Source organism: Aquibacillus salsiterrae (assembly GCF_028416595.1).
Taxonomy (GTDB): Bacteria; Bacillota; Bacilli; order Bacillales; family Amphibacillaceae; genus Aquibacillus_A; species Aquibacillus_A salsiterrae.
This window is the reverse complement of sequence record NZ_JAMQKC010000006.1, coordinates 120569-143378: the sequence shown is the minus strand read 5'-3', so window position 1 is coordinate 143378 and position 22810 is coordinate 120569. Positions and strand designations below refer to the sequence as shown.

Genomic DNA, 22810 nt, shown 5'->3' with positions numbered 1-22810 from the left:
GGGGTAATAGTATAAAATGGTTTTAATGGGGGGAATTTAAATGGGAGAACAAAAAGAAAAAACTACAATTGTCTTATTTAGTGGGGATTTAGATAAAGCAATTGCTGCATTTATTATTGCCAATGGGGCTGCCGCTTATGATCATGAGGTAACCATCTTTCATACTTTTTGGGGTCTGAATGCTCTAAGAAAGGATGAACAAGTGCCTGTTAAAAAAGGATTACTTGAAAAAGCATTTGGTTTTATGATGCCACGTGGTCCGGAGAAATTTGGACTATCAAAAATGAATTTTGCTGGAATGGGTCCTAAGATGATTAAACATGTGATGAAAAAACACAATGTACTGTCTCTTCCACAACTGATTGAGATGGCACAAGAACAAGGGGTTAAGCTTGTTGCCTGTACGATGACAATGGATTTACTTGGTTTACAGAAAGAAGAACTTATTGATGGGCTTGACTATGCTGGGGTTGCAGCATACCTTGGTGATGCCAATGAAGCCAAAGTCAATTTATTTATATAAGAATACCTAGGAAAGTATTTCACACTCAACTATGGTGAAACTAAATCAGAAAGAAGGGAGGACAAAAAGTGGGATCAAAGTTGAAAATAGAAGAAGTGACGCCTTCTGATGTAGATAGATGGTTAAAAGGTAATGAAGATCTTAACATCATTGATGTACGAGAAGAAAATGAAATAAAAACAGGAAAAATCCCAGGGGCGAAACACATTCCATTAGGAGAAATCTTAACTCGAACAAATGAATTAGATAAAGATAAAGAATACATTATCGTCTGTCGTACCGGCAACCGTAGTAGTTTAGCATCTGAATGGTTATCCGGAAAGGGTTTTAAGGTTAAGAATATGGTTGGTGGAATGTCAGAATGGCAAAGTGATATGGAATAACAATACCAAAAATGGAGGTTTTAAACGTATGACTATTCAAACAGATCATGTGTTAGATGCAAAAGGACTTGCTTGTCCGATGCCAATTGTAAAGACGAAAAAAGCAATGAATGATTTAGAACCTGGTCAAGTGATTGAAGTGCAAGCGACGGATAAGGGATCAACCGCTGATATTCAAGCTTGGGCAAAGAGCGGTGGCCACCAGTATCTTGGTACAACAGAAGATGGCGATGTATTAAAACATTACCTTCGTAAAGCAAGTGACTCAGAGGTTAAAGAAGATAAAGAATTCCCTCACGTAATTACAAATGATGAGTTAGAAAATAAATTGCAAACAGGGGATAAGATAACTGTACTTGATGTGCGTGAACCAGCGGAATATAGTTTTGGACACATTCCTGGTGCAAAATCGATTCCATTGGGAGAACTTGAAAATCGAATAAACGAACTTGATAAAGACAACGAAATTTATGTAGTGTGTCGTACTGGAAATCGTAGTGACTTAGCCTCTAAGCAGCTTGCTGAAAATGGCTTTGAAAATGTAAAAAATGTCGTTCAGGGCATGGTTGAATGGTCTGGCCCTATTGAAAAAGATTAATAAAAAAAATAACTGGAGGAATTCAAAATGACAACTAAAGTAGCGATTATTGCAAGTAATGGTAGTTTGTTTGATGCATATAAGGTGTTTAATGTAGCAACAGCAGCAGCAGCAAGTGATGCCGAAGTGGGGATTTTCTTCACCTTTGAAGGGTTAAATTTAATTCACAAGGAAGCTCATCAGCAACTTCCAATTCCTGAAGGGCGTGAGCATTTTCAAGAAGGATTTAAAAGAGAAAATATTCCTTCTATTCCGGAGTTACTAGAAATGGCCCAAGAAATGGGCGTGAAAATAATTGCTTGCCAAATGACAATGGATGTCATGAGTCTAGATAAGGATGCATTTGTTGATGGAATTGAAGTTGGTGGCGCTGCAAGTTTCATCCACTACGCTTCCGATGCAAATATATCATTAACATTTTAAAGGAGGTTTTGTAATTGGGAATGAAATTAATTTCAGCAAAAGAAGTGACAGAGAAGGTTTTAAGTGATCAATCACTTTTTATTTTAGATGTTAGAAACGAAGATGCATTTAGTGATTGGAAAATCGAGGGGAAGCATATCGAACATCTAAATGTCCCTTATTTCGATTTGATTGATGGAGTTGATGAGATTGTTGATAAACTTCCTAAAGATAGTGAGATTCTCGTGGTATGTGCTAAGCAAGGATCATCTGAGATGGTTGGAGAACATTTAGTTGAAGCTGGATTTAAAGATGTATTTGTTCTTGAAGGTGGGATGAAGTCATGGAGCGAATATTTAAATCCAGTTAAAATTAGTGATTTGAAAGATGGTGGTTCTATTTATCAATTTGTGCGGATTGGTAAAGGTTGTCTTTCTTACTTGATTAAATCGAACGGAGAAGCGATTGTAGTCGACGCCACTCGTACAGTTGATGCCTTTATTGACTTTGCTAAAGATAGAGATGTCACAATTAAGCACGTTCTTGATACGCATCTTCATGCAGATCATATTTCAGGTGGACGATTATTACAAGAGCGTACAGGTGCTACGTACTATTTGCCGCCGAAAGATGCAGAAGAAGTCCAATTCGATTATGAACCACTCGTCGAAGGGAACGATTTATCTGTCGGAGATACAAAGGTTACAGTTGAACCGTTATATTCTCCAGGTCATACGATTGGAAGCACATCGTTGATTGTTGATGATAAATATTTGTTAACGGGCGATATTCTATTTGTAGAATCGATTGGCCGACCTGACCTTGCTGGGAAGGCAGGGGACTGGGCAGATGATTTACGCAATACGTTGTATGACAAATATAAGGAATTGTCACACGATCTCATTGTTCTTCCAGCGCACTTTGGAAATATGAGTGAATTAGATGATCAAGGTCGAGTGCATGCGAAACTCGGCGATTTATATGAGCAAAATGCAGGTTTAAATATGGAAGAAAAGGAATTCCATCGTGCTGTATCGGAAAATCTACCGCCACAGCCGAACGCTTATCAAGAAATTCGCCAAACGAATATGGGTAAAATAAACCCGAATGAAGAAGATCAACGAGAAATGGAAATTGGACCAAACCGTTGTGCCATTCACGGATAAATTTTAAATATTAGGAGGAATGAAAAATGAATGCAGATAAATTATTAGATGCAAAAGGATTAGCATGTCCAATGCCGATTGTGAAAACAAAAAAAGCTATAAACGAATTAAATACAGGTGAAGTATTGGAAATACACGCTACTGATAAAGGGGCGAAAAGTGACCTTACCGCATGGGCGAAGTCTGGTGGTCATGAGTTATTACAAGATACAGAAGAAGATGGTGTGTTAAAATTTTGGGTTAAAAAAGGTTAAACATCAATAGAAAAGTATAAAAAAATCCAAGCGTGGATAACATTCAGCGACAGCCAGCTTCAACGCCTACCCCTCCAGAGTCGTAGTCAATCCTCTGCATGGCAAAGACCGCCATTACGAGGCTTGTCTTACGCTTTTCAGGGGTGGGCAAGGCGCTTTCGCTTTTGTTCCTAAGAGAGGAGAACCAAAATGGATGTAGCCTTTCTCCTTACCTTATTCACTATAGGATTAATCGGGTCACTAGTATCAGGGATGTTAGGTATTGGTGGGGCGATTATTAATTATCCGATGTTGTTATATATTCCGGTGATGTTGGGTTTTTCAGGCTTAAATGCTTATGAAGTGTCAGGGGTTGTTGCTGTTCAAGTATTTTTCGCGACGCTTTCCGGCATTTTTGCTTATCGTAATGGAGGCTATTTAAATAAAGATTTAATATTTGTCATGGGTATAAGCATATTAGCTGGCAGTTTTATAGGGGGATATGGTTCTCGCTTTTTATCTGAAGCAGGTATCAATTTAATTTATGGTATTCTGGCAGTTATTGCTGGTGTAATGATGTTTATTCCAAAGCAAGGTCTCGATGATAAAGAACGTACTGATATCACCTTTTCAAAAGTTCTAGCGGCAATTCTTTCACTTATTGTTGGTCTTGGTGCAGGTATAGTCGGAGCTGGTGGTGCTTTTCTTCTCGTGCCAATTATGTTAGTTGTTCTGAAAATTCCGACACGAATGACAATTGCAACCTCGCTTGCCGTTACATTCATTTCATCGATTGGTGCAACAATAGGAAAGCTAACAACTGGGCAAGTACCTTTCGTTCCAGCACTTGTCATGGTAGTAGCTAGCCTTATTGCTTCACCTCTTGGTGCGATGCTCGGAAAGAAAGTAAATGTAAAAGTATTACAAGGTGTGTTAGCCGTTTTAATACTAGGCACAACTCTTAAAATCTGGTTGGATATATTGTTTTAAGATTTTATTGTCTCGATACAGGATTCTAGTGCTGGATGGTACTCTTTTTCATAATGGCCATCTGGGCAAAATTTAATAATTTGTGCCGGGAATGTATTCGGCTGATTTTTTAAAGCTTTGTGACATTTTGGGCATCTCTCTATGAAAAGATGTTTGATGATATTCATTAAGAAAAACCTCCTAATTTTAAGGATTTACAAAACCAATCTGTTTACTTGGTATTATACCATAAATGAGCTTGGAAAGACAAAAAGATGAGGTATAGGTGACTAAAGAAAATAGAAAAGGAGATGATTGAATGTTTCACTATACGGTTGAAACTACTCAAACAATTGAAGAGACGATTAAATCACTTGAGAATAGCTTAAAGGAAGAAAAATTTGGTGTGCTCTGGCAATTTGATATAAAGGATAAATTACAAGAAAAAGGCCTTGATTTTAACCAATCCTATCGTGTTCTAGAAGTATGTAATCCGCATGAAGCCCAACGCGTTTTATCACAAAATCAAATGGTTGGATATTTCTTACCTTGTAAAATTGTTGTCTATGATGATGCCGGTCATACAAAAATTGGAATGCCAAGGCCGACTGTACTTATTGAAATGGTGAATGATCAAACAATCAAGGATCTTGCAAAGGACATTGAGGAACGACTAATTCAATGTATTGATAAAGCTGTTTAATTTAAATAATGAATAAATATTTATGAGTTGGAAAAGAGACGATAATGATATGAAGTCATTATCGTCATTTTTTGTTTACGAAGCATGCACACATTCACTTTATGTTTTACTCCTGAAATCACAAAGGAGAGACGGTAGCTTGGATTCTTAATCATGGCAGCCCTTAATTCCTATCGAATGGATAGTTCTTCGTTCTTGCAGAAACATATACATATTCACGTCCGTACAGGGCAACATAACAAAAGCGCCTGGAGCTAGACAGAAAAAGGAGGATAGTAATGCGTAAATATTTTGTGAGTATATTCCTTGTTACAATCGTGCTTATCCTTTTCAAAGGTAAGTCCAATAGGTATATTTATTGGACGTATTATACAATGAGATATGTTTACATATTTTCGCAAAAAATATACCGTAGATTCTACTATCGATAAACTCCTAGTGAACTACTTTATCAATTATTTGTTGTATAAAAATACAAACGCAAAAAACAATAGTTATTCGAAGGAGGGACTTACTTAAAGATGACTAACAAATCAAATTTAACCTCAGCGGAAATGGGAAAGCTCTGGGCATCATATGTAGGAAACTCGATGGGGAACCGCGTCATTAGCTATTATTTAAACCATGTACAAGATACAGATATAGAAAAAGTGTTAAACTATGCACTAGGGCTAACGACGACTTATATGGAAGAAATGAAATTGATTTTCAAACAGGCAAATTTCCCAACACCAATTGGTTTTACGGATGAAGATGTAAACGTTGATGCACCAAGATTATATAAAGATGACTTTTACCTATATTACTTACAATACATTGGGAAAGCAGGAGTAAGTATTTATAGTGCAGCTATTCCAATTGTTACGAGAAATGATATCAAAGAGTTATTTGTACGTTGTTTAAATGATAGTGTTAAGTTAATCGTAGATGTACAAGATGTCTTAAGTACAAAAGGTAAGTTAATGAATGCACCAGTTATTTCGACTCCTAAAGAAGTTGATTATGTTAAAAAGCAGAGTTTCTTACATGGTTATCTTGGCGATGTAAGACCGCTTCACGGCTTAGAAATTGGTCATCTTTTTGATAATTTAAACAACGACATAACAAGTAAGGCACTTATTATTGGTTTTAGGCAAGGGGCAAGACACAAACAAGTTAAAGACTTTTTAGAACGAGGGGAAGCTATCAATAAAAGGCATATTGAAAAGATGTCCAAAAAATTAACAGAGGATAATTTGCCGTCACCTTCACTGCTAGACCATTTGGTAACTACTTCTACTATACCACCATTCTCTGATAAACTCATGGTCTTTCATAAAATTGATATGTTCTCCATGAAAATTAGAGAATATGCAAATGGAGCATCTCTTAACGGCAGAAGGGATATCGGCGCTTTGTATGCAAAATGCTTATTAGATGTTTCTTTATACGTTGAAGATGGTGCAAATATTATGATTGACTATGGTTGGATGGAACAACCACCAGAAGCGGTTGACCGCGAGAAACTGTCAACAAAAGAATAATGAATGGTAAAAAGGGTATCTCTTCAGTTATGAAGGTACCCTTTTTAGATTTTAAAAAATCCAAGTGCTCCCTTGAGGTCTTAAGTAAGAAATATTCGTCGCAAAAAACGCCACATTAATTTTCCGCTTAATCTTGCCGTAGCTCGCCAAGTAGACGAAATGGAGTGACCGAAAAAAACGATTATTCGTGATTATGAAAAAAATTTCATGTAAAGGTTAAGTTAATTTTAATTTCAGTTCAGACTTCCTTCATCGTAGAGGATTAAGATAAGAATGTACCAAATAAAATATTCAAGGAGGAAGACAAATGAAGAAAAAGTTTATTGTACCAGCATTGGCAGTAGCAATTGCAGGAGGAGGATTGGCAGGTACCGTTTTAAATAGTTCAGTATTTGCAGCGACTGATAATAGTAAAGTAGAGGTCTCGGACCAAAAGGAACAAAAACAGCTAGAAAAAGAAGCAACTATTACAGAGGAACAGGCTATTACAGTGGCGTTGCAGGAAGTAAAAGGAACAGCAGGAGATACAGAACTAGAAAATGAAGATGGCACAGTTGTTTACGGTGTGGAAGTAACCGATGACCAAGGTGAAAAGCAAGATGTGAAGGTAGATGCTAAAACAGGTAAGGTTGTAAAGGTTGATAAAGATGATGAAGATGAAGAAAATGGAGAAGATGAACAAGAATCCGACAATGAGATTGATGATGAAGAATAAGTAGAAACAGCAATAACAATCCTACCTGCCTATGCAGGTAGGATTTATTCATAAGATTAAAAGGCTTTGATTAAAGACTCTAGTACAACTACGTGGCACGTCGGTCGAAGTTATTAGTCAAACAATGCTTCTACCTATGCAATATATTTTTGTATCACATCTTTTCTGTTTGGTTTAAGATAATAATGTCATTGAAATCAATCAAAAAAAGTAGGTTAAACTAGGTGATGCATGTGGAGGTTATAATGTGGATGTATTAGTAATTGAAGATGAAGATGCGTTATCAGAATTTATTGTACTTGAATTATCACATGAAGGCTACAATGTAACGGCTGCTTACGACGGTAGAGAGGGTCTTGAACTTGCACTAGATAGAAAATGGGATATCGTCCTGTTGGATTTGATGTTACCTAAATTAAATGGTATCGAAGTATGTAGAAGATTAAAAGCTGTAAAGGATATTCCAATTATCATGATTACGGCAAGGGACAGCGTGATGGACCGGGTACTCGGGCTCGATAGTGGCGCGGACGATTATATTGCTAAGCCATTTGCAATTGAAGAATTACTAGCCAGAATCAGAGTGATTATGAGAAGGGAAGAAAAGCGAAATGATTTACCTTCCTTGCTTTTACAATTTAAAGATTTAGAGTTGAATATAGAATCAAGAATATTAAAAAAGGGCGAAAAATTGATCGAATTAACGAAAAAGGAATATGACTTGTTGTTCATGTTTATGAAGAATATCAATCGTGTCTTAACAAGAGAGGTTCTTCTTGAAAATATTTGGGGCTATAATGCAGAAATTGAAACAAATGTCGTTGATGTCTATGTAAGACACTTGCGCAATAAATTGGATTCTGCCGATAAAGAAAGCTATATTCAAACAAAGAGAGGAATGGGGTACGTGATGAGAGAATGAAAGCATTAAAAGACTTAATTCCAATCCAAATCAATATTAAATGGAAATTAACTTTATGGGCTGCATTTTTAATTCTCTTTTTATTTCTTTCCTATACTTTCTTACAGTATTTTGTTATTCAAAACTGGGTGGTTGATCAAGAAAAACAAACTATTCAAAAGAAGATGCAAGAAGTAACTTCCTACATTCAAGACTCGACTTTTATAGGGAATGTTTCGGGAAGTGAGGACTATCTAGACGTTCTAAATGAAAAGTATCAACTGATCAGGATTGTCCGGGAAAACAATTCACCGTTATTTACGATATCGGATGAGGTACCACAAGGCTGGGTATCTCCGAAAAATGTGACCAAAGAGGAGCTAATGGAACTTACTCCAAAAGGCGACCGATTGTTAATATTTAGGAAACCAATTGAAGTAAATGGGTTTAAAGGGACAGTAGAAATAGTTCGTAATTTAGAAAACTTCGATAGTTTGATTAATCAAATACTTATGTTGGTAATCGTAACTGGATTCGTTGCCATTCTCCTCAGTTTACTCGGTGGCAGACTTATTTCCTTTCAACTATTAAAGCCAATTAATTCAATGATTAGAACGATGAAAAGAATAAAAGAAAATGGTTTAAAGGAAAGGGTTCAGATTAATAAACAACGTGATGAAATGACAGAGTTAGGGATTATGTTTAACGAACTAATGGACAATTTAGAACAGTCCTTTCATCAGCAACAACAATTTGCAGAAGATGCATCACATGAACTAAAAACGCCGCTGTCTATCATCCATGGACATTTATCATTGATCCATCGCTGGGGGAAGGATAATCCAAAAGTATTGGAACGCTCTATTTATTTAAGTTTAAATGAAACAAATAGACTTATTCACCTTGTTTCGGAATTATTGACTCTATCAAGAGTGGAAGAATCCACAATAAACCAAAGCCTTTTGGAGGAAGTCAATTTAAAAGATAGTTTGTTGGATATTATAGAAAATTTTCAAACAGTAAATAATGATTTTGAAATATCCTCTACTATGGATATAGATACGGAATTCACCTTGAAAATTTTGAAGAGTCATCTTGAACAAATAATGATTATATTGTTAGACAACGCCATTAAATACTCCACAAATGAAAAGGTCATTCAGATAAACGTAAAACACACGAATAAACAATTAACGATTGAGGTTAAAGACTTTGGAGTAGGTATTCCGAAAGAAGAATTGCCTTTCGTACGTAATCGTTTTTATCGTGTTGATAAGGCAAGAAGTAGAAAGCACGGTGGCAATGGCTTAGGTTTATCAATTGCGACTAGATTGTTGGATATTTATCGAGGAACGATTGAAGTCGATAGTGTGTATGGGAAATGGACGAAGGTTCAGATTTCTTTCCCACTAGATTGATCGTTACTCGTAATCGTATCAAATTCTTAAACGATACTTTCCATTCTTCAAACTGTCCTGTTAGGTCATAAGTGAATCCCTTCTGCGGGAAAACCGCTGCGTCAGGGTGTAGACTTATGCCTGACGCCTGACAAGGCTCTAGCACCAAGGGTGAATGAAACATAATAGCATTTATGGATACATCATCTTATTGACGAGGTGCTAATAACATGACTGAAACCCCGACTACACAAATACCTGCACCTATCCAGTCGTATAAATCAGGTGTTTTTTTATCAATTAACCATCCCCATAAAATAGAAAGAACGATAAATACCCCTCCATAGGCTGCATACACTCTTCCGAATGACGGAAATGTTTGTAACGTAGCAATAACACCATATAATGCCAAAAAGATTCCTCCGAAAGCCCCCAAGTAGAATGGCTGCCCTTCTCTTATCCAAAGCCAAATTAGATAACCTCCACCAATTTCTGCTAATCCAGCTAAGATAAACAATACAATGGCATAGATCATCAAATACCCCCTTTGATACTGACATACGATGATAATTATACAGTAAAAGCTAAGGAAAAGTAGTTAGGATAAAGTGGAAAGGAACTGGATAAGAGTTTACATGGTTTAAAACTTGCCAGAATGGTTGATTTATTGGTAAAGAACAGTTCCTTAGTGACTTAACTAACGGGCTGTTAATGCATACGGATATGACTGTACCAGATACAACACAATAATCACTAAGGTTTAAAAAAGCACATTAAAAAACCACCGCACTGTGCAGTGGTTTTAGAAGCTACTACTTTACCACGATTTCATCATGATCTATTGATTTCTTGTCATCGGTGAAGACTAATTTAGTAAGTAATCGGTAGGACACGTTATCTGAAGTTGGTGTTAATGCCTTTGGTAACGTATAGGAAAAGGGAATTTCTGTACGTTCGTTTAATTCAATGGTTTGCGACATTAACAGTGTTTTGACAGGTTCAATGACTTCTGGCTTTTGCCCTGTGCATTCTCTTACCAAATCACATTCTAACCGCTTTATTTTCTGTTTGACCCAGCCACCTTGTAGAAGGAAAGAACCAGAAACACATTCACCAGGCTTTAATTCATAGTTTTGTAATTGCAAATTAATTTTTGGTGAACCAATTTTAAATAATACTAGTAATTTGTTAATCACTTTCAAGAAACCTCCGGATGTTGTTTTGATATCGGCTTTTAAATAATAACGATCGGATGGATAAAAGAATAAAAAAACCTTAACCACAAATCCAGATAAAGGCTGCTATCTATGATTTCACCTTTACCGATTTGGCAAAGGCCTAAGTAAACAATAAAAATGTTGCCAAAGCAATGACTTGACGACAACGTGTATACTATTTCCCTTTGAGGCGTGATAACGTGCTATCAAGCTGTAGATATAGATTAATACAAGTCATCATTGAGGTCAATAACATTTTTTAATTGTCTAGTACATATGTAATCTGCTTGATGTGGATTAACAAGTAAAGTCAGCAACGTTCACTCTAGCACGACTTGCGCTTTCCATATTCTATTTCCAGATTATAATTATCTTTATATTCTATCTACCTGTTAGATTAGAGGAACTAAGGCAAGTATAGTACAATGAAAATAAATTCAAATGGAAAAGGGGATTACATGCCATCTTACATCATTATTGGTGCCGGAATTCTTGGTGCATCTACTGCTTATCATCTGACAAACGAAGGTGAAGACGTGCTTTTAATTGATCGTAATGACCCTGGTCAGGCAACGAATGCTGCAGCGGGAATTATTTGTCCATGGCTAACCAATCGTTATAATAAAGCTTGGTATAAACTAGTCGAAGCAGGTGCTAAGTATTACCCTAAGTTAGTGGCACAATTAAAAGCAAATGGGGAATCAACTACCGGCTATCACCAAGTAGGTGCAATTAATGTGTTTGATACCGATGAGAAACTAGATAGGAAAATGGAAGTAGCTTTAAAAAGACAAGCATCCACCCCGGAAATGGGAGAGGTTACTAGATTATCAAAAGTGGAGACGAAGAAACTGTTTCCACCGCTAAAGGATGTATATGGGGCGGTCCACATAAGTGGTGCAGCACGTGTGAATGGGGCCGAGTTAAGAGATGCGCTTATTCGTGGTGGGAAAGCAAAAGGCTTAGAATTTTTGAACGGGGATGCTTCATTGGAAGTAGATGATTCTAAGGTTACAGGAGTTACTGTTAGTGGTCGTTCCTACCGTGCGGAAAAAGTGATCGTGACAGGCGGTGTATGGTCGAGGCAACTCCTTGAATCAGTTGGCTTAAATTTTTTAGTGAAGCCGCAAAAGGCACAAATTGTCCATTTGCAAATGCCTGATACGGATACGAGTAAATGGCCGATTGTTTTGCCGCCATATCAGCAATACATGCTTACTTTTGGAAATGGGAAAATTGTTGTAGGTGCTACACAGGAAGATGACGTGGGCCTAGACAACCGAATTACGATGAGTGGTGTGTTTGAAATTTTTGAAAAAGCATTGAAGGTTGCCCCAGGTTTAGCCTCCGCTACTTATGTGGATACAAAGGTTGGTTTTCGGCCCTTCACCCCAGGGCACTTACCAATCATAGGGCAAGTTCCTGGATATGATGGATTGTATGTTGCCAATGGCCTTGGTGCATCAGGTCTTACTAGTGGTCCTTATCTAGGTAAGGAGCTTGCTCGATTTGTGATGAATCAGTCGGTGTCAATCAATATAAAGGATTATGACGTTGCTAACGCATTTGGATGATAAGACGTAGTGTAGTGCGCGCTTTTATACATTCAAACGGTAGTCATGTCTCACCTACTGCTAACTGGTGGGGTCAGTGTTTTAATGATTGGCTAGTCTTCCTTTGGCGATTGCTGTTTCTTTCTGTACCGAAGCCCGGTACAGAATGAAAATGGATATGGTTGCAATGAAAGTAAGAAGCCCCATCAGGCGGTACATTACCATCGAGCCTACCGTATCAAATAACCATCCCCCGACAGTTCCCCCAATAGCTCCACCAATTCCAAAACTTACAGAAGTAAGTAAGGCTTGCCCAGTGCTTCTTAAATGGTTCGGTACAAAACTGACAGCTGTTTGTAGGGCAACTAACCAGAACAAACCGAACGTAATCCCTTGTGATAGTTGCATTACTGTTACAAGTACAGGTGAGGCAATCATTCCATACAATGTCCACCGAACAGTATAGAGCGCTGCAACAATTCCGAGCAGGAGTAAAGGATTTGTTTGTTTTACACGTTTACTTAAAAAGTAGAAAACAGGCACCTCACTTATCGCAGCTAAAGCAAAAGCCATCCCGATCAAGACGGTGGTTGCACCAAGATTTTCTAAATGGAGCACGACCATCGTGTCATTGGTCCGATGTGGAATCATGACTAATAAGCAAAGGGATAGAAATAGCATAAAAGGTTTGTTGCCGACGACTTGTTTAACCCCTTTTAAGTTTACTGGTGTGGAGGATTGATTTTGGTCCTTTAAGTAATAGACGAGGAAAATAGTTAATAAAGTGATGACCCAAAATAAAATGTAAATTTTTTCAATACCAACCCATGTAAGAACCGGTCCAGAGATGACTGCTGTGACAAAAAAACCGACCGATCCCCATAATCTAACTTTACCGTAATCTCCTTGGCGTTTTGGTCCGAGACTTTTAATTGTCATGCTGTCGAGTAGAGGGGTACAGGGAGATAAGGCAAAGTGGAATGAAATAAAGGATATAAATACCACCCAGAAGGCTCCATTGAAAAACACACCGAAACTAGCTGCGAGTACGGCGAAATAAAGGATTAATAATATTCGCTTAATCGTCTTGTACTTGTCACTCAAATAACCGACAAATGGCTGTGCAAAAATACTTACAAGTGGTGAGACGCCCATAATTGTGCCAATCTCTATTGAGGAAAAATTCTGATTGTACAAGAATAATGGCAAGAATGGGAGAATAATAGCTTTACCACCAAAATGAATAAAAGAGAGCGCCTTCAAAAAACGTATTTGTTTGCCTAAATAGTCCAATATCACTCATCCCTTTTAATTAGTCTAAAGTTAATTGTATAAATATACCACATAAAATATGACTTCGTTAAGTAAAACGCTCTCATTATTAAGGGGCATTGTTGCGATTCGTAAGGGGTATTGGTAAAAACGGCATTCCTAGTGTTAGTATTGTCTAACAAAAGAAATGCCGCTTGGCTTTAATTTCCTAATGAACGATCCTTTTTCTTATTAGATAAGAAAATATAAAAGAATCCAACCAATATTCAAAAGTCTACGCTAATGCAAATCTAGGCAGACTTGCGATCGTCGTCTTTGTTATTGGTCTCTTTTTCTTGTTGCTTACGGAAGATAGTTGCAATAATTGGTCCAGAAATATTGTGCCATACACTAAATATTGCACTAGGTACTGCTGCAAGAGGACTAAAATGAGCAGTTGCAAGTGTTGCCCCAAGTCCTGAGTTCTGCATGCCAACCTCAATTGATATAGCTCTTCTTTTAGCAGGGTCCATTTTCATTAGCTTGGCAAGACCATACCCGATGAGATATCCTAATACATTATGAAGTACGACAATTGCAAAGATAATGCCGCCAGTTTCTGCTATTTTTTCTTGGTTAGCCCCAACAACTGCTGCTACAATTGCTACAATTCCAATAACAGAAACAAGTGGTAAAGCCTTCACTCCTGCTTCAATTTTTTCCCCTAATAGAGTTTTAACTAATAAGCCTAGTATAATTGGAATAAGTACAATTTTGACAATGGATACAAATAGTGAGCCTGCCGAAACAGATAACCACTGACTAGCAAATAATAGTACTAATAAGGGTGTAAGGATTGGTGCTAAAATCGTTGATACAGCAGTAATTGATACCGATAGGGCTGTATCTCCTTTTGATAAAAAGGTCATTACGTTTGACGATGTTCCACCGGGGCAACTACCAACTAGGATAACACCAACAGCTACCTCGGGTGACACAGGCAGGATAGATGCAAGCGCAAATGCTAGAAGTGGCATGATGGTAAATTGCCCAACTACACCAATGGCTACATCTTTTGGACGACGAAACACTTCTTTAAAGTCGTTTGCGGATAAAGTCAAGCCCATCCCAAACATAATGATACCGAGAAGCGGCACAATATATGCTACTATCCAGGTAAATCCAGATGGGATAAGGAAAGATAAGACCGCAAAGAGTAAAACCCAGATAGCAAATGTGCTGCCAACAAAACTGCTAATTCTTTCAAGTGTTTTCATGAATTTTCAGCTCCTTTACAAAATAATAAGAATGTGATAACTATGATGGGAAAACAAGACGCTATCTACTTATTTTCCCGTTGATGATTATACGCTATATTCAGAAAATTTAAAACAAATTGAGATAGAATAGTTTAAAAAAATTAGTATGTTAATCACGGTTTAACGCTAAAAAAGGTGCTAGAATAAAATTACCCTAGCACCCCTCTTTTAGTTAGTGGCGTTTATTTAACCATAATACTCCTGATTTAGCTAAGCGAGGTAATAAGCCTGTTACAGGTTGGTTATACATGTTACCAAATCCATCGTTCTTGCCTAGTGAGCCAAGCTGCCCTTTTAACTTGAGCGCTTTAGGTTTTTTTGGTTCACGGTTATTTAAAACAGCTTCTAAAACCTCTGCGATTTGCTCGCCTTGTTTTCCGGCAAGCTGTGCACTTGGAGAGTAAGTCGATGACGCACAATCTCCAACAACATATACGTTTTGATGTGACGGAACTTGGCAATAATCATTCAATACAATTTTTTCATACTTATCCTTTTCAAACGGAAGTGCCCGAACTAAGTGATGGGGCCTTACACCTGCTGTCCAGATGACAACGTCACTTTCTAGTTTTTTTCCATTGTTTGTCACCCCGTATTCATCAACTTGGTCGACATTTGCATGGTGAAGCACTTCCACATCATTTTTTTCAAACCAATCCTCGACATACGATTGAATTTTGGAATCAAAAGCGCTTAATACAGAGGAACCTCGGTCCAGTAAATAAATGTTTAAGTCCGGACGACTCTCACGAATTTCAGATGCCACTTCAATACCACTTAATCCAGCACCAACAACAACAACTTTTCCATAAGCATGTAGATTCCCTACAGCTAGATTAGCTTTTCTTGCGTTTGAAATGGTCTGAACGCTTTTTGTGAATTCTTCTGCGCCGGGGATACCGTGATAATTGTCCTCACAACCAAGTCCAACCACTAAAAAATCATAGGGAATGGGTTCTTCTTCATTATCGACAATTACTTGTTCGTTCGTCACATCTATTTCCGTTATTTCGCCAAAAATTAAATCGACTTGCTGGTGGTTTGGAAAATCTGTTCGAACGTCGCTATCTGCAGTCGTACCAGCAGCAAGTGCGTAAAACTCAGTCTTTAAGGAATTGTATGGATTTCTATCAACCAATGTAATTAGTACGTCAGAAGGTAAGCCGATATCCAACAGCTTGTGGATGATCCGTAGTCCACCATAACCTCCGCCCAATACAACTAATCTTTTCATCAAAATCCCTGCCTTTATTAACAGTATGTCGCATAAATAAATCGTTTCATTTTCACTCCACCTACAAGACTAACAAAAAAGTAAAGGAAAAACTACAATTTTATGAACTGCTAAAAAAGTGTTCTATGTTTAGTGTATGCACTCCTTCCCGATATTTTATGCCTTTTTCCCAAAGATTTCAGGTTGTGTTTTGGTGAATAACCTCTATATGTAAACCAATTATTATTGAATCTTTAGTTATTTGATAGGGTGAGCTGAATTAATAGATAAAATACTGAAAATCGTGTAATCTATTTTGAGTATATCAAGAGATAAAAGGTAATTTGTCCGGGTAATTGGGGGGCTTTATTGTGGAATCGATAAGTTATAATAAATCAGTTATTGTTGCGTTATTACTAGCAGGTGCTTTTATCGCGATACTTAACCAAACACTAATGATAACGGCAATCGCGCCAATCATGGTTGAAATGGATATTACAGCGAATAGTGCACAGTGGTTAACAACAATTTTCATGCTAGTTAATGGAATTATGATACCGGTTAGTGCATTTTTTCTAGAAAAATTTACGACGAGGCAATTATTTATTACCGCAATGAGTGTCTTTGCCTTTGGTACGCTAGTTGCAGGTCTTGCGCCAAATTTTCAAGTTTTGTTACTGGGACGTGTTATTCAATCGAGTGGTGCTGGGGTAATGTTACCTTTAATGCAAACAGCGTTCTTGATGATTTTCCCAGTCCATAAACGTGGTTCGGCAATGGGGTTAATTGGTCTCGTGATTTCATTTGCACCGGCAATTGGCCCCGCTTTGTCAGGCTGGGTAACAGAAGTTTATTCTTGGAGAGTGTTATTTTTCATTATTTTTCCAATTGCAGTTATTGATATTGTCATTGCATTTTTTGCCTTAAAAAATGTTACGGAAGTATCGAAACCAAAAGTAGATGTTCTTTCGATTATCTTGTCTTCCTTTGGGTTTGGTGGTCTTTTATACGGATTTACATCGGCTGGGAATAATGGGTGGTTAGCTACAATAACAATATTGTCACTCGGTGTTGGTGTCGTAGCACTTGTTATCTTTATTTTAAGACAGTTACGTTTAGATCACCCCATGTTAGAGTTGCGAGTGTTTACTTTCTCTATTTTTCCGTTAGCTATAGCAATTGGAATGATTACCTTTATGGGATTAATAGGGGTGGAGACACTTGTTCCTTTATACATGCAAAATATGAGGGAATTTTCAGCTTTCCAGGCAGGATTAGTATTACTTCCTGGTGCGTTAATATCTGGGTTTATGTCACCAATTACAGGTCGCATTTTTGATAAGGTTGGTGCAAGAAAACTGGTCATTACAGGTCTAATCATTATTGTCATTGCGTCCTTAGCTTTTACAATGATTAATGCGGAAACTTCGCTCACCTTTCTAACAGTCATGTATGGATTGCGAATGTTGGGTCTGTCAATGGTACTCATGCCAATAGCAACTGCTGCCTTAAACCAGTTGCCGAAGAAACTTATTGCGCATGGTGCAGCAATGGATAACACAATGCGGATGATTGCAGCGTCAGTAGGTACAGCTATCCTCGTAACGGTAATGACAACAACTGAAGAGGCAGCCAAGCAATCTACAATGATATCCAATCCTGATATTTTTGGTGCAAAGATTGCCTTTATCGTTGTTACTGTCCTGTCGATAGCCGGTCTAGTTGTTTCGTTCTATGTGCGCGACCGAGACCAGAAGAAACAACAAATAACAGAAAAAGCGTAAAGAAAAGACTTAGCTATGGCTAAGTCTTTTTTTACAAGAGTAAAAGTATAAAAAGATCCAAAGAGCCGTCTAGCTCCGGGCACTCTGCGTTTTTGTTTTTGGCTAGGAAATTACAAAATCGGATTTATGTGGATAACGAAATTATCTAAATTGGAGTGTGAAGTGTCGATGATGCCCCTCACCATCGACAGATTTAACTAGAAGGAAGCAGAAAGTGTCGATGATGCCCCTCACCATCGACAGATTTAACTAGAAAGAAGGGGAAAGTGTCGATGATGCCCCTCACCATCGACAGATTTAACTAGAAAGAAGCAGAAAGTGTCGATGATGCCCCTCACTATCGACAGATTTAACTAGAAGGAAGCAGAAAGTGTCGATGATGCCCCTCACCATCGACAGATTTAACTAGAAGGAAGCAGCTTATTGATGATATCGAAGCCTACTCCGCTTCCTAACCCACGTAATCATCATGCCAATTGTCCAAAATTAATTTTTCTTATGGTCTGGTAACACTAAATTGTCGAAGTTTGAGGCTAAATGATCCAACTGTTCCTGAATTTCCGGCCCCTCCATTGGTAGTCCATGACCAGTTAGTAGATAGTTCGGCTTAAGTGCTGCAATTTTTTTAACCGAATTGCGTGCAGCATCCCAATCTTCTGTAAAATAAGCAGGAGGACCATATACATTTTTAATAGGGATAAAAGTAGAAATAGTCGATTGAGGCTTTTCGGTTAGAATTGCATCGCCTGTTATTAGTACCCCGTCCTTTTCCCGGTAGAGAACAATATGGCCAGGTGAATGTCCTGGTGTTTCAATATACCGCCAATCCTTTAGCAATGGTATTTCTCCGTTTGAAGGAAGCGGTTGGACCCATTCTTTTAAGTTAACTGGTTTTTTGGGAAAAAGAATCGAAAAAATCGACATTAATCCGCCACCCATCGTTGGGTCTGCTGGTTGATATTGGGCCTTTTCTGTAACATAATCAATTTCCTTCTCATGAATATAAATAGGAATATTCCAGTGTTTAGCCAGGTCATTCGCTGAACCAACGTGATCAAAGTGCCCGTGTGTAAGAATGATCGCACTCGGTTTTTTATCTCCAAAGCGTTTTTCGACAGCAGCGATAATTCTTGTACTATAATGTCCGACTGCTGTATCGACAAGTACCCAGGTGTCAGAGTCTGGATGCCCAAGCATATAAACATTGGCAGCAATTGTCCGGTAATAGGCAACGTCATCTAAAATTTCTTCTGGGTCAGCATTTTCAGTATGTAGCTCATCGTTATAATGCTGATCAAACTCTTTATCCACAATGTTAACCTCCTCTAAATAAAAATCTACTCATGTAAGAAAGTATCATCATTCAGTAATGGCCACCGTCAGGTCTTGTCTTATGCCTTTCGGTTCTAGCAAGGTGCTTTCGCTTTTCTTATTGTCTAGCTCCAGGCGCCTTTCGCTTTTCTTATAGTGTGGATGATACATCATTGTCTTATTCTAATAAGTAATGTGGTAAAGTTAAAGAAGGACTTTTTTCTTTGCGATGGCGTAATTTGGACCGAGAGCTTGGTTGGAGTTTGAAACAGTAGTCTAGACCCTTTTGGTGCGTGACTCACCGGACTAGAAATCAGCCTAGATACTTAACCCTGAGAGGAGTATATCGTTTTGTTTGAATTGTTTATTATTCTAAAAGATATTATTTTGCCTGTGTTTATTTTAATGGGGATTGGCTTTATCTTACATAAAAAGTTTACGTTAAATTTAAGTACGCTAGCAAAGGTTAACATTTATCTTTTTGTCCCAGGTTTTATTTTCGTCAAATTGTACCAAACGCAAATTTCATGGCAGTTATTTGGTAATATTGCTCTTTTCTTTATCGCCTTTATCGCCATACTGTTTGTAATTGCAACAATAATTGCAAAGTTTAGCAAAATTGAAGGTGGAAAAAAGACAGCATTTACCAATAGTGTAATGTTTTATAATTCAGGTAATTATGGTGTGCCAGTGAATGATTTGGTGTTTAAGAGTGATCCATTTGCGATGTCTGTTCAAGTACTAATCTTAACGATGCAGAATATTTTTCTATTTTCATACGGTATTTTCTCCTTGCAATCAATTAGGAAAGGGAAATTAAAAGCATTATTAGGCTATTTTAAAATGCCGGTTATGTATGCCATGATTGCAGGAATTGTATTTAATGCTCTAAATGTAACTGTCCCATCCTTTCTCTTTGTTCCGGCCACCTACATTGCTGATGGCCTTGTTGCGATGGCACTTATCACCCTTGGGGCACAGGTTGCTGAGTTAAAATTCAAATCTGGTTTATTAACCGTTTATTTGAGTCTAACTCTTCGTTTAATTGTCGGACCAATCGTTGCAATCGGAATTATTTACTTGTTTAGGATTGAGGGTACCTTTGCTCAAGCACTGTTAATCTCATCAGCAATGCCAACATCAGTAAATAGTGCTGTAATTGCCCAAGAATATAATAACCACCCTCATTTTGCTGCACAGGTGGTTATGTTTTCAACGTTAGTCAGTGCGCTTACGGTCACAGTAGTTATCTATGTTGCCCGGATTTTGTTCTAATCGTATGTTGAATCTTGCATCTTTTTAAGTTGTCCAATTAATTGATTGTTATCTGCGACATGTTTTGTGATTAGTTTATTCATTTTTCTTACAGTAATAAAAAGATAGATTAAAATACCGAATTGAACAACAGTTAACACGATCGTAAGAAAACTTATAAAAGCCATAACCTTCCTCCTAGGTAATTTAAGATGGTAACAAGTTTACCACAAATAGTTGATTTCGTGTCGGTATGATTCCCGTCACTAATTTGCATAAAAAAGAATCGTGACATCCAAAATATACCTAATAGTAGGTATATTTTTTCTTGAAAATACCTGCCATTCTATTGTTCTGGTACTTCTCCTCTATCAATGATAAAATCATGCTATGAGATACTAGAAAGGAATTTTGCGTATGACTGTTGGACGTAACGATCTTTGTCCATGTGGAAGTGGAAAAAAATATAAGAAATGTTGTATGAGCAACGTCGTTTCCTTAAATGCGGTAATTGGAGATGAACTTGATAAGCTTCAGGAAGAACTATTAGAATTTGCAGATGAGCATTATTTTATGGAAGTTGCCGAAGTTCTTGAAGACGAGTTTGACGATGTCGAAGTCGACGAGAGGGAACAAGGAGAACTATTATCATTTTTATTAACACAGTGGATTATTTTTAATGTGGAATTTGATCAAAACAAAACAATCTTAGATAAATTTATTGAGAATAAAGCCAAAAGCGTTCGGCCCTCTACATTAAATCGATTAAAAGAGTGGACGAGATCAACCCCTGTCTTTTCGGTAGTAAAAGAAGTTGCGGATGATTCACATTTAGTTGTTGAAGATGTGATTACTAGAAAAGTAAGAAAGATAAAGTTATGGCGCGATCATGAACCAATTGGCGTAGATGATGCCATTTTTGGATATTTATTACCATACGGCGAGTATTATCAATATTTTTACTTTGGATTGGACATGCCTGCAGACGAAAGTCAACAAGTAGTGCGGATGTTTACTGAGATGTTTGAAGCAAGCCCAACTACAGATGCAGAGGAGTTTATGCAAGTTGTCTATCCAGAATTCATCAAGTTATTAGTAACAGGCGGGGAGGCTCTTCCTCTTCCAGAATATAATTGGACCAATCCACTCCATGAAACGGTAGCTAATTTGTTTGAGAAAAAGTGTATGGAGCTAGGCGATTTTTCGCCTGCCTACATTGAAATTGGTAAAATGTATTGGTACACTTTTTGTCAAAAGGAAGACCCCAACTTTCGTAAGCCACAAATGTATGCGGCAGGCTTACATTATTTCGTGGATATGAATACACCGTGGATAAGTGAGTATTCACAAAAGGACTTAGCGGAGATTTACAATACGAGTGCAGGTTCTGTTTCAAAGGTTTATCGTATGTTAGAGGATGTGTTAGATGATGTATTTGACGAAGAACAACTGTCAGATGTACTGTCAAAATTTCATCAAATAGATGACGATGATGACGATTTCTTTGATGATGAAATGGGATTAAATCCTTTCTCTTTAGAAAAAACAATGGGTGATATAACAAAAGCGATCAGTGAAAAAGATTTCGATTCACTAGAAGAAGTGGATGAATTTTTACAGTTACTCATTGACCAACCAGATTTAATTAGCCAAGATAACTCAGATGCAAAAAGAGCACAGGAATTAATCTATGATGCTTATGATAAACCAGCACTAGAGCGGGTCGAAATAGCAAAAAAGGCATTAGAATTAGATCCTAATTGTGTGGATGCCTATAATCTTTTGGGTGATCATGAGGTAAATCCAACCAAAGCGTTACAATTGTATAAGACTGGCATGGAAATTGGTGAAAAAGAGTTAGGTAAGCAATTTTTAAAAGACAATAAAGGCATGTTTTGGGGACTAATCGAGACGCGCCCATTTATGCGTGCGAAATTCAATTACGCCTCTCTACTAAGAGAATTCGATGAAAAAGCTGCAATCAAGCAATTTGAAGAATTGTTGGAACTTAACGAAAATGATAATCAAGGTGTCAGAGATATCTTAGGACGACTTTATTTGGAAGACAACAACATAGATGATGCTAAACGAATGTTACAACGGTTTGATGAAAATCGTGCAGTAAATGCTTATCAAGACATACTTATCGACTATTTACTTCATGGCCTTTCGGAAAAGTTGGAGGAGCTACTTAACGATGCGAAAAAAGTTAATCCTTATGTTATCGACTTTTTAACTAAGAAAGAGGAAGTCCCTGATTCCATAATAGGAGTTTACCAACCAGGTGACAAAAATGAAGCAGCCATGTATGCCAGTGACTTTTTACATTTATGGGAGGATGAAAAAGAATTAATTGACTGGCTTAAGAAGAAATCATAAAAGTGTCACCAAAGAA

General features: G+C 37.5%; 23 protein-coding genes. 16 read left to right on the top strand and 7 right to left on the bottom strand.

Going from position 1 to position 22810, the window contains the following annotated elements:
* Nucleotides 1-40: 40 nt before the first annotated feature.
* From NC799_RS09550 to NC799_RS09495, 12 genes are all read left to right on the top strand, one after another.
* A complete protein-coding gene (locus NC799_RS09550) occupies nt 41-523 on the top strand; it encodes a DsrE/DsrF/DrsH-like family protein (protein WP_272446230.1) in 483 nt (160 codons plus the stop codon).
* A 68-nt stretch (nt 524-591) separates the two neighbouring features.
* On the top strand, nt 592-906 hold the full coding sequence (locus tag NC799_RS09545) for a rhodanese-like domain-containing protein (protein WP_272446229.1): 315 nt from the start codon (nt 592-594) through the stop codon (nt 904-906).
* 28 nt (nt 907-934) lie between these two features.
* Complete coding sequence (locus NC799_RS09540; protein WP_272446228.1) at nt 935-1504, top strand: sulfurtransferase TusA family protein; 570 nt, start codon at nt 935-937, stop codon at nt 1502-1504.
* 27 nt (nt 1505-1531) lie between these two features.
* Nucleotides 1532-1927 (top strand): DsrE/DsrF/DrsH-like family protein, encoded by a 396-nt coding sequence (locus NC799_RS09535; protein ID WP_272446227.1) that lies wholly within the window; start codon nt 1532-1534, stop codon nt 1925-1927.
* Between the two features lie 14 nt (nt 1928-1941).
* Nucleotides 1942-3072, top strand: a complete 1131-nt coding sequence (locus NC799_RS09530) for an MBL fold metallo-hydrolase (protein WP_272446226.1) — start codon at nt 1942-1944, stop codon at nt 3070-3072.
* 26 nt (nt 3073-3098) lie between these two features.
* Entirely contained in the window at nt 3099-3326 is a 228-nt protein-coding gene (locus NC799_RS09525; RefSeq protein ID WP_272446225.1) for a sulfurtransferase TusA family protein, read from the top strand.
* 189 nt (nt 3327-3515) lie between these two features.
* Nucleotides 3516-4295, top strand: a complete 780-nt coding sequence (locus tag NC799_RS09520) for a sulfite exporter TauE/SafE family protein (RefSeq protein WP_272446224.1) — start codon at nt 3516-3518, stop codon at nt 4293-4295.
* A gap of 298 nt (nt 4296-4593) precedes the next feature.
* Nucleotides 4594-4977: a DUF302 domain-containing protein gene (locus NC799_RS09515; RefSeq protein WP_272446223.1), complete on the top strand. Its 384-nt coding sequence runs from the start codon at nt 4594-4596 to the stop codon at nt 4975-4977.
* Between the two features lie 521 nt (nt 4978-5498).
* Complete coding sequence (locus NC799_RS09510) at nt 5499-6500, top strand: DUF3231 family protein (RefSeq protein WP_272446222.1); 1002 nt, start codon at nt 5499-5501, stop codon at nt 6498-6500.
* 307 nt (nt 6501-6807) lie between these two features.
* The gene (locus NC799_RS09505) at nt 6808-7215 is read left to right on the top strand and encodes a PepSY domain-containing protein (protein WP_272446221.1); all 408 of its coding nucleotides are present in this window, start codon (nt 6808-6810) and stop codon (nt 7213-7215) included.
* Nucleotides 7216-7462: 247 nt separating this feature from the next.
* The gene (locus NC799_RS09500) at nt 7463-8137 is read left to right on the top strand and encodes a response regulator transcription factor (RefSeq protein WP_272446220.1); all 675 of its coding nucleotides are present in this window, start codon (nt 7463-7465) and stop codon (nt 8135-8137) included.
* Nucleotides 8134-9534 carry a HAMP domain-containing sensor histidine kinase gene (locus tag NC799_RS09495; RefSeq protein WP_272446219.1) on the top strand — a complete coding sequence of 467 codons (1401 nt, stop codon included), beginning with the start codon at nt 8134-8136 and terminating at the stop codon, nt 9532-9534. The genes NC799_RS09500 and NC799_RS09495 overlap by 4 nt, the downstream gene beginning before the upstream one ends.
* Before the next feature lie 187 nt (nt 9535-9721).
* Here NC799_RS09495 and NC799_RS09490 read toward each other — a convergent pair whose 3' ends face one another.
* A complete protein-coding gene (locus NC799_RS09490; RefSeq protein WP_272446218.1) occupies nt 9722-10048 on the bottom strand; it encodes a YnfA family protein in 327 nt (108 codons plus the stop codon).
* 277 nt (nt 10049-10325) lie between these two features.
* On the bottom strand, nt 10326-10709 hold the full coding sequence (locus tag NC799_RS09485) for a sporulation protein (RefSeq protein ID WP_272446217.1): 384 nt from the start codon (nt 10707-10709) through the stop codon (nt 10326-10328).
* 479 nt (nt 10710-11188) lie between these two features.
* Between NC799_RS09485 and NC799_RS09480 the strand changes: the two genes are divergently transcribed.
* Nucleotides 11189-12304: an NAD(P)/FAD-dependent oxidoreductase gene (locus NC799_RS09480; RefSeq protein WP_272446216.1), complete on the top strand. Its 1116-nt coding sequence runs from the start codon at nt 11189-11191 to the stop codon at nt 12302-12304.
* 81 nt (nt 12305-12385) lie between these two features.
* On the opposite strand, the gene NC799_RS09475 is transcribed toward NC799_RS09480, so the two are convergent.
* From NC799_RS09475 to NC799_RS09465, 3 genes are all read right to left on the bottom strand, one after another.
* Nucleotides 12386-13576: an MFS transporter gene (locus NC799_RS09475; RefSeq protein ID WP_272446215.1), complete on the bottom strand. Its 1191-nt coding sequence runs from the start codon at nt 13574-13576 to the stop codon at nt 12386-12388.
* Between the two features lie 269 nt (nt 13577-13845).
* Entirely contained in the window at nt 13846-14811 is a 966-nt protein-coding gene (locus tag NC799_RS09470; RefSeq protein ID WP_272446214.1) for a bile acid:sodium symporter family protein, read from the bottom strand.
* A gap of 214 nt (nt 14812-15025) precedes the next feature.
* Nucleotides 15026-16087, bottom strand: coding sequence for an NAD(P)/FAD-dependent oxidoreductase (locus NC799_RS09465; protein WP_272446213.1), 1062 nt, complete (start codon nt 16085-16087; stop codon nt 15026-15028).
* Between the two features lie 350 nt (nt 16088-16437).
* Between NC799_RS09465 and NC799_RS09460 the strand changes: the two genes are divergently transcribed.
* Nucleotides 16438-17850, top strand: coding sequence for a DHA2 family efflux MFS transporter permease subunit (locus tag NC799_RS09460; protein WP_272446212.1), 1413 nt, complete (start codon nt 16438-16440; stop codon nt 17848-17850).
* Nucleotides 17851-18336: 486 nt separating this feature from the next.
* Here the strand turns inward: NC799_RS09460 and NC799_RS09455 are convergent, their stop codons facing one another.
* On the bottom strand, nt 18337-19161 hold the full coding sequence (locus tag NC799_RS09455; protein ID WP_272446211.1) for an MBL fold metallo-hydrolase: 825 nt from the start codon (nt 19159-19161) through the stop codon (nt 18337-18339).
* Nucleotides 19162-19512: 351 nt separating this feature from the next.
* Between NC799_RS09455 and NC799_RS09450 the strand changes: the two genes are divergently transcribed.
* Nucleotides 19513-20436, top strand: a complete 924-nt coding sequence (locus NC799_RS09450) for an AEC family transporter (protein ID WP_272446210.1) — start codon at nt 19513-19515, stop codon at nt 20434-20436.
* On the opposite strand, the gene NC799_RS09445 is transcribed toward NC799_RS09450, so the two are convergent.
* A complete protein-coding gene (locus tag NC799_RS09445; RefSeq protein WP_272446209.1) occupies nt 20433-20603 on the bottom strand; it encodes a hypothetical protein in 171 nt (56 codons plus the stop codon). The genes NC799_RS09450 and NC799_RS09445 overlap by 4 nt on opposite strands.
* A gap of 229 nt (nt 20604-20832) precedes the next feature.
* Between NC799_RS09445 and NC799_RS09440 the strand changes: the two genes are divergently transcribed.
* Nucleotides 20833-22794 (top strand): SEC-C metal-binding domain-containing protein, encoded by a 1962-nt coding sequence (locus NC799_RS09440; protein ID WP_272446208.1) that lies wholly within the window; start codon nt 20833-20835, stop codon nt 22792-22794.
* Nucleotides 22795-22810 lie beyond the last annotated feature (16 nt).

Bases quoted from the DNA above. Each gene is read 5' to 3' on its own strand.
- NC799_RS09550 (WP_272446230.1), top strand. From the start codon at position 41: ATGGGAGAACAAAAAGAAAAAACTACAATTGTCTTATTTAGTGGGGAT.
- NC799_RS09510 (WP_272446222.1), top strand. From the start codon at position 5,499: ATGACTAACAAATCAAATTTAACCTCAGCGGAAATGGGAAAGCTCTGG.
- NC799_RS09525 (WP_272446225.1), top strand. From the start codon at position 3,099: ATGAATGCAGATAAATTATTAGATGCAAAAGGATTAGCATGTCCAATG.
- NC799_RS09535 (WP_272446227.1), top strand. From the start codon at position 1,532: ATGACAACTAAAGTAGCGATTATTGCAAGTAATGGTAGTTTGTTTGAT.
- NC799_RS09470 (WP_272446214.1), bottom strand. From the start codon at position 14,811: ATGAAAACACTTGAAAGAATTAGCAGTTTTGTTGGCAGCACATTTGCT.
- NC799_RS09445 (WP_272446209.1), bottom strand. From the start codon at position 20,603: ATGGCTTTTATAAGTTTTCTTACGATCGTGTTAACTGTTGTTCAATTC.
- NC799_RS09540 (WP_272446228.1), top strand. From the start codon at position 935: ATGACTATTCAAACAGATCATGTGTTAGATGCAAAAGGACTTGCTTGT.
- NC799_RS09495 (WP_272446219.1), top strand. From the start codon at position 8,134: ATGAAAGCATTAAAAGACTTAATTCCAATCCAAATCAATATTAAATGG.
- NC799_RS09480 (WP_272446216.1), top strand. From the start codon at position 11,189: ATGCCATCTTACATCATTATTGGTGCCGGAATTCTTGGTGCATCTACT.
- NC799_RS09465 (WP_272446213.1), bottom strand. From the start codon at position 16,087: ATGAAAAGATTAGTTGTATTGGGCGGAGGTTATGGTGGACTACGGATC.
- NC799_RS09440 (WP_272446208.1), top strand. From the start codon at position 20,833: ATGACTGTTGGACGTAACGATCTTTGTCCATGTGGAAGTGGAAAAAAA.
- NC799_RS09515 (WP_272446223.1), top strand. From the start codon at position 4,594: ATGTTTCACTATACGGTTGAAACTACTCAAACAATTGAAGAGACGATT.
- NC799_RS09490 (WP_272446218.1), bottom strand. From the start codon at position 10,048: ATGATCTATGCCATTGTATTGTTTATCTTAGCTGGATTAGCAGAAATT.
- NC799_RS09520 (WP_272446224.1), top strand. From the start codon at position 3,516: ATGGATGTAGCCTTTCTCCTTACCTTATTCACTATAGGATTAATCGGG.
- NC799_RS09505 (WP_272446221.1), top strand. From the start codon at position 6,808: ATGAAGAAAAAGTTTATTGTACCAGCATTGGCAGTAGCAATTGCAGGA.